We start from the raw sequence: 15,845 nt of genomic DNA, 5'->3' as shown, positions 1-15,845 counted from the left end.
AGACAGAGTGGGAGCGAAACGGATATCGCATATCCATTGGACCAACTAAGCTTGTCTAGAATAGTGGATGGGGAATTCGTATTTCACTAGTATAAACAAGGGGGGTGGATACGATATTCCCCATAGGCATTAAGTTTAGGTCTGCTGACAAAAGAAAGCTCCTGAGCGGAAGATGAAGAAATCAAACATTTCATCAGCCGAGGAGCCCTATGACGACGAGTGTAACACAGTGTGAAGCCATGTTGAACCAGATCTTGAATGAGCGAGCGAACGTGCTGGCCAAAGAAACTGGCTTTGTCAAACGCGAGCGCAAACTGACAGGAGCCACGTTTGTGCAGGTGATGGCATTGGGCCATCTGCATCAGCCGGAAGCGAGCTTGGAACAATTGACGCAAGGTGCGCACATTTGCGGGGTACAGATCAGTGCATCGGGCCTGCACCAACGGTGCACCCAAGCAGCAGCGACCTTTCTGCAAGCAGTCCTCTGGGAGTTGGTGCAGCAGGTGGTCACGGTCAAAGCGGTCCCCGTGGCCATGTTCAAGCGCTTTAAGCACGTGATTCTGGAAGATGCCTCGACCATCGTCCTGCCGGAAGAACTGGCGGATCTGTGGCCCGGATGCGGGGGAGGCAGTGCGACTACGACGGCACATACGGCTTCTGCTCTCAAGTTGCATGTGCGCTTGGACCTCAAACATGGCTGGCTCCTTGGTCCGTATCTGTCGGCTGGGCGCGTGCATGAACTGCATGGGCCACTGAGAGAGCAGATCGTGTCGGCTGGAAGTTTGTATGTGGCCGACCGCGGATATTGGAGTCTCGCTCGCTTGCGCGAGTTGTCCGAGCAGGGTGTGCGCTTTTGCCTGCATCCAAAGGCCAACACCGTGTTCTATGATCGGCAAGGCCACCGTATCGATCTGGAAACCGCTTTGCCTCGAACGTGTGGACAGATCAAGATTCTGTACGTGTCGCTGGGCAAACAGGAACCTCTGCCGGTGCGCTTGATCATGATGCGCGTGCCACCCGAGGTCGCCGAGCAGCGGCGTGAGCACCTGAAGAAGGAGGCTACCGACAAAGGGAAAATCGTGAGCGAGGTGCAGTGGAAGCTGGCCGAGTGGACCTTGATTGTCACCAATACTTCGGCCAGGCAGATCTCTGCCGAGCAGGCGCTCATCTTGCTGCGCCAACGCTGGCTGATCGAGTTGCTTTTCAAACTCTGGAAGAGTCATGGTCACCTTGACACCTGGCGCTCGGCTCTGCCCTGGCAGGCGTTGTGCGAACTGTACGCGAAATTGATTGCCGTAGTCATTCAACATTGGCTCCTCTTGTTTGGCTGCTGGCACGATCCCTGGCGCAGTTTGTTCAAAGCTGCTGCCGTCGTTCGCGCTCTCGCTTTAGATCTCTTGGAGGTGCTCTCTGGCACTCGTCACTTGCATCAGGTGATCCGCAAAGGGCGTGCCATGATGCAATCGGGCTGTCGGGTCCATCGTCGAGTAGCTGAACCCTGTCTGGCTCAGATCCTCCTTGAAGGACTCGACTGGGTCTTAACTTAATGCGTATGGGGGGTGGATACGATATTCCCACTTTGTACCCCGATATTTTTTTCCAGGCAACATACCCATTGTTACTTCATACCACCATTGATCGTCACAATAATCTTCCGTCAATAGGAAATTCCAGATCTAGCGATATTGAGCAAATGAAAGGAAAGATAGATGAACGAACAGAGCTATACAGCGGAAAAATTGCATGAGACCGCGCGTGAAAACGCCGTTGCCTTCGCGCTGCTATCGCTGGCCTATATCAAGAAGCAGGGGCAGGCGCCCGAGGAGTTCGTGACGATGGCCGGCAATCGCCTGGCGCAGAGCTGGCAGGCGCTCGGAAATGGAGGAGCACTCGAGTTCACCCAGGCTATCGCCCTGAACATCACCTCTCTTGGCGGCAAACTGCAAACGATCGAAGGAGATGAGCAGCGCGCCAAAGCCGTCTTCCACGACTGGATCTCGCACGAACAGGCCAGCGCCTTCGGCCTCTCCGAGCAAGAGGGAGATGCCTGGTGGAGCGTCTTCGAGCCCATCGCCACCTCCATGAACTATCACTACAGCTGGCAACGCGACGGCGACACCATCCAGGTCTACCTCACCCGCACCAACCAATAGATGCGGCCGCCCTGTTTGTAAGGGGTTGAGGCAATAGCACAGGTGGGTGCGGATGCACCCACCTGTGCTATTGCCTCAACCCCTTACCGAAATGCAAGAGATAGCTTACTCGGGCGCTATCAGCACCTTCTGTGTTTCTTTGTCGGCGGTGGCCAGGGGTCGGCTTTTGCCCGCGCGCAGGCTGAGAAGGAATAAGAGCAGGGCGAGCAGGACAAAGGCGGAACCGATCCAGCCGAGTTGGGAGACCGGGACCACGCGCAGGGCCAGGCCGCCTACCAATGCTCCACCGGCGATACCCAGGTAGAAGGCCGAATTATTGAGGGCCAGGATAACATTGGCATGCTCAGGCGCCACGCTCAACAGGCGATGCTGCTGGGGAATAAAGAGCTGTGAGATCCCCAGTCCGAGGAGGAAGAGCATCACGATACCCGCAATCATATTGGAGATGAGCAGCGAGAGCACGGCCTCAATGATTACCAGCGCCACCAGGTAAAAGACCAGCAGGCGGCGGGTACCGAAGCGATCCGCCATCAAGCCTCCAGACCAGTTTCCGGCCACGACTCCCGCGCCGTAAGCGACCAGTAAGCCGCTGATATCACTGATGTGTAGATTGTGCAGTAGCAAGATCGCAATGTAGGTGTAGACGGTGAAGCCGCCGATATTCCACAACAGAGATGGCAAGAGAGCCATCACTACACGTGGCTGCGCGATCGGTGCCAGGCGCGTCTTCAGCGGAAGGGATTTGGGCGCGGCAACCTCAGGCAGACCACCGATGAGCAGGGATAGAACCGCGATGCCGGCCAGCAAGGCGACCAGCGCGAAAGACATACGCCAGCCAAAGTGCTCGCCGACCCAGGTTCCCAGAGGAGAACCCAAAGCGGTCGCCACCGTAAGCCCGATCACGACCAGTGCCAGCGCCTGGCCGCGTTTGGCCGGAGGCGCCAGAGAGATACCAACCGTATAGGCCAGGGGAGCATAGGTGGCGGCGAAGCAGCCGGCCAGCACACGTGTCAACAGCAGCAATAGAAATGAAGGAGAGAGGGCTGAAGCCACATTGGCCAGGAAGAACAGACCCAGCGATCCAATCAGGACGCGCGTGGGCCGCCAGCGTCCAGCCAGCGCCGCGAACAAGGGAGCGCCCAGGCCATAGGTCAACGAAAAGACCGTTACCAGTTGGCCAGCCACGCTCTCCGTTACGCCGGTCTCTTTCGCAATCGTCGGTAGAACGCCGGCCACGACAAAAGCATCGGTGCCCAGCGCGAACATCCCCAACGCCAGCAAGAGGATGCGCGGATTAATACGTTGTCTCCCCTGCGGCACTGTTGCCGAGGACTGTTGTAGCGATTGTGACATGTGAAATAGAACTCCTTTTCAGCTGCTGTAACAATTTTTATTACATCCGCTCTCAAAAAAAATGAACATCAATGAAGCAGCCCAGAACATGCTCGATGTAACAAAAGTTATTACATCGCATGGTAAAAATGAAGGTCCTGCATGCGAGTGAATTATCGCTCAGTCAGCAAGACCTGCAATCTGTTTTTTACGGCTGCGCCCCTCCCGGCTGAGTTTCCGTTGAGGCTTCGGCGGCCCCTCGCCGCAGGACCTCCGCCGTATGCGCCAGGGTATCGCGCAGGATATCGGCGATCGTGGTACGCGCCATCTCCTGCTCCATGGTATCCTGAATCTGCTCGTAAACATTTTCAAGGGTAGGAATGATGCCACACCCCACCCGACAACGCTGATCAGGAGGCGTATGATGCAGAGAAAACAAGGTGCCTGATTCGACCGCGCGATAGACCTCCAGCAATGTAATCTCCTCAGGTCGGCGCGCCAGCTTCCAGCCAGCATTGCTGCCGCGCTGAACGCATACCAGGTGCTGTTTCTCCATCAGACCCAGCAACCCGCGCAAGACCACAGGATTTGCCTTGACGCTACGCGCAATACGCTCTGAAGGAGCATAATCGTGCTCCTCACCAAACTCGGCCATCCAGACCAGGGTATGGACGGCTAACGATAAACGACTATTGGCACTCATCGCTGCCTCCTTCATTCCTTCAAACGCTCATGTATGCACTGTAACTAACTTTGTTACACTCAATGTAAGCATTATAATTACATCCAGGTCTGTTTGTCAAGGAGTAAGGTAGTGACATACAATAAGCTTTAGGGAATTTGATCGCCCCCGCTCGCGCGTCCGCTTACGCGGCCGCATGTTTTATGAGGAGTTGGTGCAAAACCACGGGCGGGTGCATCCGCACCCGCCCGTGGTCTTGCACCAACTCCTCATAACCTATAAATGAAAGGACTCTGAAATATGGCAAGGGTTTGTCCACAATGTGGCGCGTGGTGTGAGGAGGAGCCGATTGATTTCACGGTGCCAGCCGTGATCTGTCCCCATTGTCAGTATGGGGAACCGTTTTTGCGTCTGCCGCTGTTTGTGATTACGGGCGCGAGCGGTACGGGGAAGACGACGCTGGCGCGCTACCTGCCAGAGCGCCTGCCGGAGTGCGTGACGTTAGATACCGATATTCTGTGGGGGGTGCTGCCGGCTACGGCCGAAAAGGATTACGTCGATTATCAGGATCGCTGGCTCCAACTGGCGAAGCATATCGCGCAGAATGGACGCCCGGTCGTGCTCTGTGGCACCACGATGCCCGAGCGCATCATGGGCAGTCCCGAACATCGCTACTTTTCGGCCATCCATATCCTTGCGCTGGTCTGCGATGATGACGTGCTGGTGCAGCGGCTAAAGGAGCGTCCCGCCTGGCGCGGCTGCGATGAAGAGACGCAGAATCAGATGGTGAAGTTTAACCGCTGGCATAAAGAACACGGGGCCGAAACCGAGCCACCCATGACACTGTACGATACAACAGGCGTCACGCTGGAGCAGACGCTTGAAGATACGCGGCAGTGGATATACGAAAGGCTGGACACTACCGAATAGTCCTATCAGAGATGCTAGAGATGGCGGAGATTCGTGTAGAAGGCACATGCGGAGGTATATGTTTCCCTGTATGCATTGAATAGACAGACAGCGACAAAGTACGATCTTTCACTGTGATAGAGAGAAAAACGAGTATCTATGCAAGTACGTATCCCTGGTTTGCGCATTTCTTTACGCGATTGGCAATTGACAGATTTAGAGCGATATCGGTCGTGGATGGTCCCCAGGCAGCACTGGAAAGCGCTGGACAGCCCCTACTACGCGCTCCCTCCACAAGAGAAGATAGAGATCTATGTAGAACAGATGCGCGCGCAGATCACCAGCAATAGCTATCCCACCATTCGCTCGGTACTTGTCATCAGCGACCGGGACACAGACGAATTTCTGGGTATCGTTTCCTGGAACTGGGAAAGCGCGGAGACACACTGGCCCACGGTTGGCATCATTATCTTTGATCCCACTTACTGGAATCAGGGGTTGGGCTTTGAAGCCCTGGGACTGTGGTGCGACTACCTTTTCTACGCACTCCCAACCATCGCCCGCCTCGATCTGCGCACGTGGTCCGGCAACAAAGGCATGATGAGGCTGGCCGAAAAGCTCGGCTATCAACTGGAGGCCCGTTTTCGCAAGGCGCGCACCGTCAATGGTGTCTACTACGATGGCCTCGGCTATGGCATCCTGCGCGAAGAGTGGGCCGCCCGCTATCCCAGGGGCATCATAAGTTATCTGCAGCGACAGCAGGAAGCCACTTACAAGCCCGCCAGTTGAGCAACGACCGGATAATGGTCGCTGGGGTAGATCGGTGGTTGGGCCGTACGCACAATCTCACAGGTCATAGGGTGGATCTTGTGGTCCGGGTCGCGCAGCAGGATCCAATCCATGCGCAGAATGTCATCCCCATGCCTCTCTCCCGAAGAGGACGGCTTGCTCCAGTTAAAACCATGGAAGGTATTGTTCTGCATGCTGTCTTCGTGCCCCGTCTCCAGGAAGCTATCGATAAAGCCGTGCTGCAACCATAAACGATGGGGAGGAGAAGCGGGATCACAGTTAAAGTCCCCTGTCGCCAGCACAGGTAATGCACCATCATGGGTAATATCCTGCAGCTTCTGGATAATCAAAGCGCTCCCGGCCAACCGCGCCTGCGCGGAAACGTGGTCCAGGTGGGTATTGAGATGAATAAATTCGCGACCATTATCCAACATGCGAAAATGAACCCAGGTGGCGGTACGCATACAGGCCGTCTCCCAGCTTCCAGAAAGCACCTCCGGCGTCTCACTGAGCCAGAAGCCGCCCGCGTCCAACTTTTCCAGCACGTCGGGCTTCCACAAAATAGATGTATATTGATGCGGCTCCTCGGCATTGGCTGAGGGGCCAATCTCATAAGCATAGGAGGGGAGTTGCTGCCGATAGACCTCCAGGTTGCCAGCCTGAACCTCCTGGAAACCGATCACGGCCGGATCAGCCGCCTGGATGGTCTGCACGTTTAAGGAGGCACGCTGCGGCCAGACATTGGGTCCATCCGCATTTAACGCGCCACGGATATTAAACGTCATCACCGTTAACATAAAACTACCTCTTTGCATTCTCGTGATGGGGATCTCTACACAGGCATAAGCAGGCGGGCGGATTACATGCGGGGCGCAGAGTTACGTGGGAAGAGGCGCTGCCTGAGCGTGCGCGTTAAAGGGCTGGTCAGCAAAAGGATAAAGAGAACGATCTCGATCTTCTCCATCATGCGCGCGAAATCGCCGGCGCTCCCAATCAGCCAGAGCGGCGTTTGCCAGCACGCGATGAGTAAGACGATAGCCACGCACAGCAAGAGATGCCAGGCCCATAAGAAGAGTTTGCGCCCTGTGCCACGTTCGGGCAGCGAAAACAGCGTCCTGGAGGTACCCTTCTGTTCAGCCATAGAAAATCCCCTTATTCGAAACCATGCATCTATAGAACCATAGTAAGCAGTATATCATATATGCCCAGACCAACGCTGTATCCTGGTGGTTCGTCTGAACGTGCTTCACCAGAGAGGGCTAAAAAAGAGAACGATTTTTTGTAGGAGTCAGAGGCATGCTGCATAAAAAAGCGAAGCGTACAACCGGGAACGAGTCAGAGCAAGTGTTGAATCCGGTGTATAGCCGCATCCCATTGGATAGGTCTATCCCACGCAATGAAATGCCCGAGGAGGAGATGCTGCCACAAACAGCCTACCAGATCGTAAGCGATGAGCTGATTCTGGATGGCAATGCCCGTCAGAACCTGGCCACCTTTGTCACCACCTGGATGGAGCCGGAGGCGCGGCAGCTCATGGCCGAGACCTTTGATAAAAACATGATCGACAAAGACGAGTATCCCCAGACGGCCGAGCTGGAGCGCCGCTGCGTCAATATTCTGGCCAATCTCTGGCATGCCAAAGACGAAAAAGAGACGATTGGCTGCTCAACAATCGGCTCCAGCGAAGCCTGTATGCTGGCCGGCATGGCCTTAAAGTGGAAGTGGCGGGAACGCCAGCGTGCCGCCGGCAAGTCGACCGAGCGTCCCAATCTGGTCATGGGCATCAACATTCAGATCTGTTGGGAAAAGTTCTGCCGCTATTGGGATGTCGAGCCGCGCCTGGTTCCCATGGAGCCCGGACGGTATCACCTGACCGCTGAAGAGGCGGTCAAGCTCTGTGACGAAAACACCATCGGCGTCGTGGCTATTATGGGAAGCACAATGGATGGTAGCTACGAACCGGTTGAGGCCATCAGCCAGGCACTGGATCGTCTGCAGAGCGAACGAGGACTGGACATTCCGCTTCACGTGGACGCCGCCAGTGGCGGGCTGGTCGCGCCGTTTATCCAGCCCGATATCGTGTGGGACTTCCGGCTGCCGCGCGTCAAGTCCATCAACACATCGGGACACAAATACGGCCTGGTCTATCCGGGCGTCGGCTGGGTGGTCTGGCACAATCACAGTGACCTGCCGGAAGAACTGATCTTCTCGGTAAACTACCTGGGAGGGCAGACGCCAACCTTTGCCCTGAACTTCTCGCGGCCCGGTAGTCAGATCGTGGCCCAATATTACAATTTCGTACGGCTCGGCAAAGACGGCTATCGACGCATCCAGCAGGCCTGCCAGGATACGGCTCACTACCTATCGGGAGAGATCGCCCGGCTGGGACCATTTGAGTTGCTCAGCGATGGTAGCGACCTGCCAGTATTCGCCTTTACCTTAAAAGAAGAGACCAACTTTACCGTTTTCGATTTATCGCAACGTCTGCGGGATCGCGGCTGGATCGTTCCCGCCTATACCTATCCCAAAAACCTGGAGGATCTGGCTGTAATGCGCATCGTGGTAAAGGATGGCTTCAGTCAGGATATGGCGACCCTGCTGCTCAACGATCTAAAACGCCACCTGAGCTACTATGCGGCACACCCTGAGAGCAAGCACACCGGCGGTACGCCTGGTTTCAGTCATGGAGCCAGTCACGAGGAAAAGTCAGCTAATAAGGGAAAGTGAGTAGAAGCGATGCGAATCATGATTGTTACCGATCAGTATCCGCCCATGGTAGGAGGGGTCCCCAACGTGGCCCATGGCCTGGCCGTTGATTTCACCAATCGGGGGCACCAGGTCTGGGTGGTCGCTCCCAGTTATGGAACGCGGGATATCCAGCGCACAGAGGAGGGGGTACACGTCTCACGCTTTTCCTCATTTGAATGGCCGACCTATAAAGACCTGCGCATCCCCCTGCTTCCCTTCGGGCCGATCCACAAACTGCTCAAGCAGAGTGATCCGGACGTCATTCATGTGCATTCGCCGATCGTGCTGGGCAACATCGCCCATATCCTGGCCCCCGGCCTGCACAAGCCGCTCATCGCCACCAACCACTACCTGCCTAGCAACATGCTCAGTCGCTCGATCCTGACCGATCCGGTCCTGGGCAAGCCACTCAGCGCGCTGATCTACTCCTACCTCGTCTACTTCTATAATCGCTGCGACTACGTCACCTCTCCCACCCAGACCGCGCTGGATCTCTTGAGTGATCATGGGCTGCATGCACCCAGTAAAGTGATCTCGAACGGCATCGACCTCACGCGCTACACGCCCGGACCCGCCGATGCAGAATTGATACGCCGCCTGGGATTGCCGGAGGACCGGCCCCTGATCATCCATGTGAATCGCTTGAGCGAGGAGAAACGCATCGATGTTCTGCTAGACGCGATGGCCGGGCTTCGTACGCCAGCCCACCTGATTCTAACCAGCACCGGTCCAGCCGAGGCAGCCCTGCGCGCGCAGGTTGAACGGCTCAATATACAGGATCGTGTCAGCTTCCTGGGCTTCGTACGCAACGAGGATCTGATCCCATTGCGCCGCTCGGTGCAGCTCTTTGTGATTCCGTCTGAGGCCGACCTGCAAAGCCTGGCCATGATGGAAGCGATGGCCTGCGGCCTGCCGGTGGTTGCCGCCAACTCATATGCCCTGCCAGAACTGGTCCACCACAATCAGAATGGCTTCCTCTTTGAGCCCGGCAACAGCGACGAAATGGCCGCCTATATGGACAGAATACTGCAGGATCACAACCTGCAGCAGAGCATGGGGTCCGAAAGCTTGAATATCATCGCCGCCCATGATAAAGACAATGTTTTGGATCAGTGGGAGGAGCTCTATACACGGCTGGCGACCGAGTTCGCTGAAACCCAGCGCATGCGCCAGCGCGCCCACGCGCCATCAATCGCGCCATAGCCCATAAGGGGTTATTTAGGAGTTAGTGCAACATTTGGGATGGGGGCGAATGCCCCCATCCCAAATGTTGCACTAACTCCTTTTTTTTTATTCATTTAAGCGTATATTAATGTATTTATAATAAATTTATGAAAATTATGTGTTAAATGTATAATTACTATATGGCAGTTATAAATGTATTTTGTATGATTTACTTATGTATTGTGTAAGTAAGCGACAATTAGCATGCCAGCCAGTGTAGATGCTCAATAGTGGATGTAGCTTCAAGGTTTTTTCCTTGACAAGGATGTACCAGCGGCACCGGGTACTGCTGCATTGTCTCTCTTGCTTACGCTTAGCCACTGGTTCTTTGGGAGGGACACGTGAAAAAGACATTGCGCCAGAAATGGCAATCAAGCCTTGCGCTTCTTATTTGTGCGCTGCTCCTGGCACTGATTACACAGAGCATTATGGCCAGGGGCTCAATTACGCTGGCTGCGACCCCAAAGCCACAAACCGCGCTACAGACCATCCCCGGACATGTGATCCCCTCTGTCCAGCATCTGACTCCGACGGGACACACGGCGCTGAGCAATATGCTGCAACTGGCGGTCAGCTTGAATCTGCGCAACAAGACTTACTTAGATACTTTACGAGCCGCCCAGGAGAATCCTTCTTCTCCACTCTATCATCACTACCTGACTCCGCAACAGTTTACAAGCATGTTTGGGCCTACGCAGAGCACCGTTGACCAGGTATCGGCGTACTTACGCAACCAGGGCCTGACCGTAACGGGAGTATCATCCAATCGGTTAATTATCAACGCCGTTGGCACGGTAGCCAACGCGGAAAGAGCCTTTAACGTCACCCTGAATAACTATGTGTATAGTGTCTCTCCCCCTATTTATATCTATGCACCCGATAGAAATCCCTCTGTACCGAGTTATCTGGCAGCGGATATCCAGAATATTGCTGGGCTGAACAACATTACGCGTAACCACTACGCGCACATACTGCATAAGGGTAGTGGTGCGCGACCCGCGAGCAAGCCATCCATAGATAATGTGGCGAAGCATACGTCTAGGCCACTGATTGGCCCGGGTGGCGGCTATACGCCGACCGAATTGCGCGGCGCCTACAACGTCAACCCCCTCATCAGCGCTGGCAGTGATGGAACAGGCCAAACGATCGGCGTGTTTGAATTGGACGGCTATAAAGCCTCCGACATCGACAATTATCGCAGCAATTATGGCCTGGGCACCGGCAAATATACCAATGTGCTGGTGGACGGCGCCACCACCAATCCCGGCAGTGGCGCGATTGAGGTCGTACTGGACATGGAGGTTGTCTCCGCCATCGCCCCCGGCGCCTCCCAGAGGATTTATATCGGCCCTAACACAACGACCGGCCTCAACGACACTTATAACCGCATCGTCATGGACAACCTGGTCAAAGTAACGACGACCAGCTGGATACTGTGCGAAGCGTCTTCAGGCAACTCTGAGTTGGCCGCGTTAAATACTATCTTCACGCAAGGGGCCGCTCAAGGACAGGCCTTCTTTGCCGCCTCCGGTGACTCGGGAGCATATGGCTGTAACGGTGGTGGTGGCAGCGGATCGCCACTGGGTGTCGATTCGCCCGCCGGTGATCCCAACGTGGTCGGGGTTGGTGGTACCAATCTAAAGCTAGGCAGCGACAACACCTATGGCAGCGAATCAGCCTGGGGCACCTCCAGCAATAACTCAGGTAGCGGCGGTGGCGTCAGCTCATACTTCAAGCGGCCCAGCTACCAGACAGGCACCAACCTGACCAACGCCAATCGCATGGTTCCGGATGTCTCGGCCGATGCTGACCCCCAGACCGGCTACTCCGTTTACTGCACCAGCTCTAGCTCTCACTGCTCCGGATGGCTATCGGTCGGAGGAACAAGCGCGGCGGCTCCCCTGTGGGCGAGTATAGCTATCGACCTCAATCAGTACCTGGCGGCGCAGAACAAGCCAACACTGGGAAATGCCCATCAACCTTTCTACAGCATCTATAATGGCAGCCAACCATATACCTCATTTCACGACGTAACCACGGGCAACAATCTGTACTATCAGGCCAGCGCAAACTATGATATGGCCACCGGAATTGGTACCCCCAACGCGGGGCAGCTCGCCAGCGCCCTCGCCGGCGGTACCACGCCGACCCCTACCGTTACACCCACACCTACGCCCACAACAACACCTACCCCTACCCCCACAAAGACTCCTACGCCGACCCCCACGCCCACACCAACTATCACTCCGACCCCTCCTCCGGGTGGTACGACGGAATTGATAGTGAATGGAGGCTTCGAGAACGGTAGGAGCCCATGGGTAGAATATTCCAGCAGCGGCTATGAGCTGATCACGAATATAGCGGCCCATAGTGGAAAATATAGCGCGTTCCCGTGTGGCTATAGAGGCTGTAATGAAGCCATTTATCAAGTCGTGACGATCCCTACTAACAGCAGTAAGATCACCCTGAGCTACTGGCTGTATAGCGTAACCACAACTCCAGGCACGAACGCCTGCGCCGGTAGATTCTCGGTCTCATTATTGACGACCAATATTACTCCTATCGGTGTAGTAGTAACCAAATGTAGCTCGAACTCGCGCCAATGGGTTCACTACACCTTTGACGTCACCCCACAGTTGTTAAACTACAAAGGTCAGCAGGTTATCCTCTACTTCACAAGTACCACCAACCGTACTTCCAGTAGCGGTTTCTTACTGGATGATGTGTCAATGCTTGACACTTTGAACAGCTAATAATCCTTTCCCTGGTCAGAAATAGCAGGTCGCATTGAAACGCGGCCTGCTATTTTTTATGGTGCGACCAATAGCCCTCCCCCCCAATTTATCCCAATTTTGGGGCCTTATCCGGTACAGTATGACACACTATGAAACACTCTGATACAAATTGAAGCATATTACCTTTGGGCTACTTTTTTTATGCTTAAGCTGGCAGGCTGCATAGCATGTGCTACACTGACCTTCGTCAATACATAGCGCGTGGGTCGAAAGTAATAGATCTTACTGGTCGGCTCACACATCGCCTAGAAACGAGGACTCGACATACGAAGTGAGAGTGTGAAAGCAGAGCTTCGTTTTCACCTGAAAGGAACACAATTGAACAAGCGTTTTTATTCTGACCCAACTATGACGGCAACTGTAGATTCACAAGAGACACGGAGCACTTCCACATTGAAAAACACCAATACCTTACTGCTAGAGAACAATACTAAAGAAACAACAGAAATCAACCTCGCCGCTGTGGCTATCCCTACCTATAATCGTCCGGTGACAGCAGCACGCACACCACGGCGCATCTCAAATCTACGCAAAGGTATCGCAGTTGGAGCTGCCTGCGGAGCTCTTCTTCTTTCAGGCTTCGCAGCCACACATTATACGCAGGTTGACACTTTTGGCTCGTCAGCTAATCACCAACAACACAGCATAGCGTCGACCACGCAACATAACGCCCCGTCGACAGCACAACATGACAACCATCGCCATCAGTCATCAGCCTCAATGCCACATTCGTATGTCGATATGGCTCGAAGTGCGGCGATCGCGGCAGGTATCAGCCCTGACTATTTCGTACGCCAGATCAATCAAGAGAGCGGCTTCAATCCCAATGCGGTGTCACCAGTCGGAGCCATCGGTATCGCGCAGTTCATGCCAGCGACCGCGGCCGAAATGGGCGTCAACGCTTCGGACCCACAGTCATCTCTGACCGGCGCGGCCCGCTGGATGTCCAGCCTGACCAAGCAGTTCGGTGGTGACTACGGCAAAGCCCTGGCTGCCTACAACGCCGGTCCTGGCGCGGTACAGGGCGCCGTGAATGCCGGTGGCGGCAACTGGCTGGCTCAGCTTCCAGCGGAGACCCAGAACTACGTCCGCAGCATCATGGGCTAAGCGCGCCACGCGCCAACATCCTCCCCTATATATAAAAATTTATATATAGTCCTACTTCTAACCAACTTGTTTGAACACCTGGCCGTCTCTCACTGTGAAGCGTGAGAGACGGCCAGGTTGTTTTTTTGAAAGTGACACGTGGGCGCCCCCGCATGCGCGTCCGCACTGAGTTTTAGGTGAGTTGGTGTAACAGGGGCGCAGCCGCGCCCCTGTTACACCAACTCACCTATGATTGTGAAGCACTGCGGAGACCCACGAATCCATTTTGAGTTGGAGCATCGGGGGCGCAGCCGCGCCCCCGATGCTCCAACTCAAAAAACTAATGCGGCCGCGCAGCAGCTGCGCGAATGGGGGCGCTCACGTGCCCCCAGGATAAAGGGAGTAAAACCTACCCTATGGAATTATTAGTAACTGCTAATGTGTTGGTATAGGTGATAAAGATAGAGAGGTTTTCTCTATTTGTTAAGGAGATCATGATCTATGGATGAGCATTCATCAGTTACATCTAGCAGGCGCACCCGGTTGGGGAGCAGCAACCTCAAGGTGCGAGACCTGGTTTTTTATACAATCGCTGGCGCGCTAGGCCTGGATACTCTGGGAGCGGCCGCCTCATATGGTGGGCAGGCACTATTCTGGATTCTGCTGGTTGGCCTGACCTTTTTTATTCCTTATCAGCTATTGATGGCCGAGCTGGGCAGTACATTTCCACGCGCGGGCGGCATCTATGAATGGGGAAAGATGAGTGGTGGACGCTTCTATGCCGCCATCGCGGCCATGCTCTACTGGATCGCCAATCCGCTGTGGATTGGTGGTACCATGTTTGTCACCATCATTACCGCCATCAAGGTGCTCTGGTTTGGACGCACCGATTATCTGTTTGGAGGCAATAAGGTCGCCGATGTGTGGATTACGATCGCCATCGCCGCGGTCTTCATCTGGAGCATTATGGGGGCCGCACTATTACCCATAAATATTAACAAACGACTCTCCAATATCGGAGCCGCCTTTAAGCTCCTGCTGATTGCACTCTTTGTGGTGCTGGCCCTGATCTTCTTTCTGACCAACCATGCCAGCGGCGTCCACATGGGTCCTGCCGACCTGTTACCCAGTAGCGCATTAGGTATTATTGTCAGCGGAATCATTCCTGTCATGGTCTTTAAATGGCAGGGTTTTGAGGTTCAGGTCAACGTCGGAGACGAGATCGAGGATCCACAGCGAACCGTGCCGCGCTCCATGCTTACCACCGGCGGACTGGCCTTCCTGGCCTATGTCATCCCGATTCTTGTGACCATCTTCGCGCTCAATAAATCGCAGGTCAGCACCAGTAGCGGATTGCTACAGGCCATCTCCAATGTGACGATTGTGCTACCCAACGTGCTGGCGCTCCCATTAAAATGGCTGCTGGTGCCACTACTAATCGTCGCGCTGGGAGCCAGCGGCTCAACCTGGATGGTCAGCGCCAATCGCGCCTATGCTGTAGCCGCCAGAGATCATGTGGCGCCCCGCAGCCTGGCTCGCTTCAATCCACGCACCAATGCGCCCAGCACCGCCATCATCGTCAGCGGCCTGATCGCCACCTGCGCCATGGTTCTTGCGGTGCTGATCAACAGCTTTGGGGCTGGCACCCTGCAATCGCTGTTCACGCTGGTGCTTGGCTTCACCATCTCGGTCAATACCCTGGCCTACCTGTTCATCTTTCCCGATCTCTTGCTCCTGCGCCGCAAACAACCAGGGGTACGGCGCCCATACCGGGTTCCAGGTGGCATAGGGGGAGCCTGGCTCGTCACCATTCTCTCCATGTTCTATACCGTCATCGTCAGTTACTTTTTGATCTTTCCGGATGACGGCACGATCAAGAGCTCGGGCGTTACACGCATGACCTATGAGCTAACCCAGCTTATAGCACTGGGCGCGATTATCCTGCTGACAACCATCTTCTACCTGTGGGGTCGGGCGGAACGGCGGCACGATGAACAGAACGGCCGGATCGACGAAGGTCTCCAGGACAGCAGTCAACCGGACACGCTGGTCGAACAGATTTCTGGACGCCACAACTAAACATTACCAATATCACCTGATGGCGGAGCAGAGACGTGCTCCGCCATC

The 15,845-nt window shown here is 55.0% G+C and carries 13 protein-coding genes; 9 read left to right on the top strand and 4 right to left on the bottom strand.

Annotation, left to right across the window (positions count from 1 at the left end; translation table 11 throughout):
• The first annotated feature begins 209 nt into the window (after positions 1–209).
• Positions 210–1,547, top strand: a complete 1,338-nt coding sequence (locus AABA21_RS10420) for an IS4 family transposase (protein ID WP_338248766.1) — start codon at positions 210–212, stop codon at positions 1,545–1,547.
• Positions 1,548–1,709: 162 nt separating this feature from the next.
• On the top strand, positions 1,710–2,153 hold the full coding sequence (locus AABA21_RS10415; protein ID WP_338249533.1) for a hypothetical protein: 444 nt from the start codon (positions 1,710–1,712) through the stop codon (positions 2,151–2,153).
• Between the two features lie 105 nt (positions 2,154–2,258).
• Here AABA21_RS10415 and AABA21_RS10410 read toward each other — a convergent pair whose 3' ends face one another.
• Positions 2,259–3,506, bottom strand: a complete 1,248-nt coding sequence (locus AABA21_RS10410; protein ID WP_338249531.1) for an MFS transporter — start codon at positions 3,504–3,506, stop codon at positions 2,259–2,261.
• 187 nt (positions 3,507–3,693) lie between these two features.
• The gene (locus tag AABA21_RS10405; protein ID WP_338249529.1) at positions 3,694–4,188 is read right to left on the bottom strand and encodes an Rrf2 family transcriptional regulator; all 495 of its coding nucleotides are present in this window, start codon (positions 4,186–4,188) and stop codon (positions 3,694–3,696) included.
• Between the two features lie 279 nt (positions 4,189–4,467).
• On the opposite strand from AABA21_RS10405, the gene AABA21_RS10400 reads away from it, so the two are divergent.
• Together AABA21_RS10400 and AABA21_RS10395 are read left to right on the top strand one after the other, a co-directional pair.
• Positions 4,468–5,097 (top strand): P-loop nucleotide/nucleoside kinase family protein, encoded by a 630-nt coding sequence (locus tag AABA21_RS10400; protein ID WP_338249527.1) that lies wholly within the window; start codon positions 4,468–4,470, stop codon positions 5,095–5,097.
• Positions 5,098–5,235: 138 nt separating this feature from the next.
• Positions 5,236–5,865, top strand: a complete 630-nt coding sequence (locus AABA21_RS10395; protein WP_338249525.1) for a GNAT family N-acetyltransferase — start codon at positions 5,236–5,238, stop codon at positions 5,863–5,865.
• Here the strand turns inward: AABA21_RS10395 and AABA21_RS10390 are convergent.
• Together AABA21_RS10390 and AABA21_RS10385 are read right to left on the bottom strand one after the other, a co-directional pair.
• Positions 5,847–6,662: an endonuclease/exonuclease/phosphatase family protein gene (locus AABA21_RS10390; protein WP_338249524.1), complete on the bottom strand. Its 816-nt coding sequence runs from the start codon at positions 6,660–6,662 to the stop codon at positions 5,847–5,849. The two genes, AABA21_RS10395 and AABA21_RS10390, sit on opposite strands and share 19 nt — an antisense overlap.
• 62 nt (positions 6,663–6,724) lie before the next feature.
• Positions 6,725–7,006 carry a hypothetical protein gene (locus tag AABA21_RS10385; RefSeq protein ID WP_338249522.1) on the bottom strand — a complete coding sequence of 94 codons (282 nt, stop codon included), beginning with the start codon at positions 7,004–7,006 and terminating at the stop codon, positions 6,725–6,727.
• A gap of 155 nt (positions 7,007–7,161) precedes the next feature.
• Between AABA21_RS10385 and gad the strand changes: the two genes are divergently transcribed.
• From gad to AABA21_RS10360, 5 genes are all read left to right on the top strand, one after another.
• Positions 7,162–8,592, top strand: a complete 1,431-nt coding sequence (gene gad / locus AABA21_RS10380) for a glutamate decarboxylase (protein WP_338249520.1) — start codon at positions 7,162–7,164, stop codon at positions 8,590–8,592.
• A 9-nt stretch (positions 8,593–8,601) separates the two neighbouring features.
• Positions 8,602–9,816, top strand: a complete 1,215-nt coding sequence (locus AABA21_RS10375) for a glycosyltransferase (protein WP_338249518.1) — start codon at positions 8,602–8,604, stop codon at positions 9,814–9,816.
• Between the two features lie 362 nt (positions 9,817–10,178).
• Positions 10,179–12,590 (top strand): protease pro-enzyme activation domain-containing protein, encoded by a 2,412-nt coding sequence (locus tag AABA21_RS10370; protein ID WP_338249516.1) that lies wholly within the window; start codon positions 10,179–10,181, stop codon positions 12,588–12,590.
• Positions 12,591–13,025: 435 nt separating this feature from the next.
• Positions 13,026–13,739 carry a lytic transglycosylase domain-containing protein gene (locus AABA21_RS10365; RefSeq protein WP_338249514.1) on the top strand — a complete coding sequence of 238 codons (714 nt, stop codon included), beginning with the start codon at positions 13,026–13,028 and terminating at the stop codon, positions 13,737–13,739.
• 480 nt (positions 13,740–14,219) lie between these two features.
• Complete coding sequence (locus AABA21_RS10360) at positions 14,220–15,797, top strand: APC family permease (protein WP_338249513.1); 1,578 nt, start codon at positions 14,220–14,222, stop codon at positions 15,795–15,797.
• Positions 15,798–15,845 lie beyond the last annotated feature (48 nt).

It is taken from the genome of Dictyobacter halimunensis (assembly GCF_036245075.1).
This window is presented reverse-complemented; position numbering and strand designations above follow the sequence as displayed.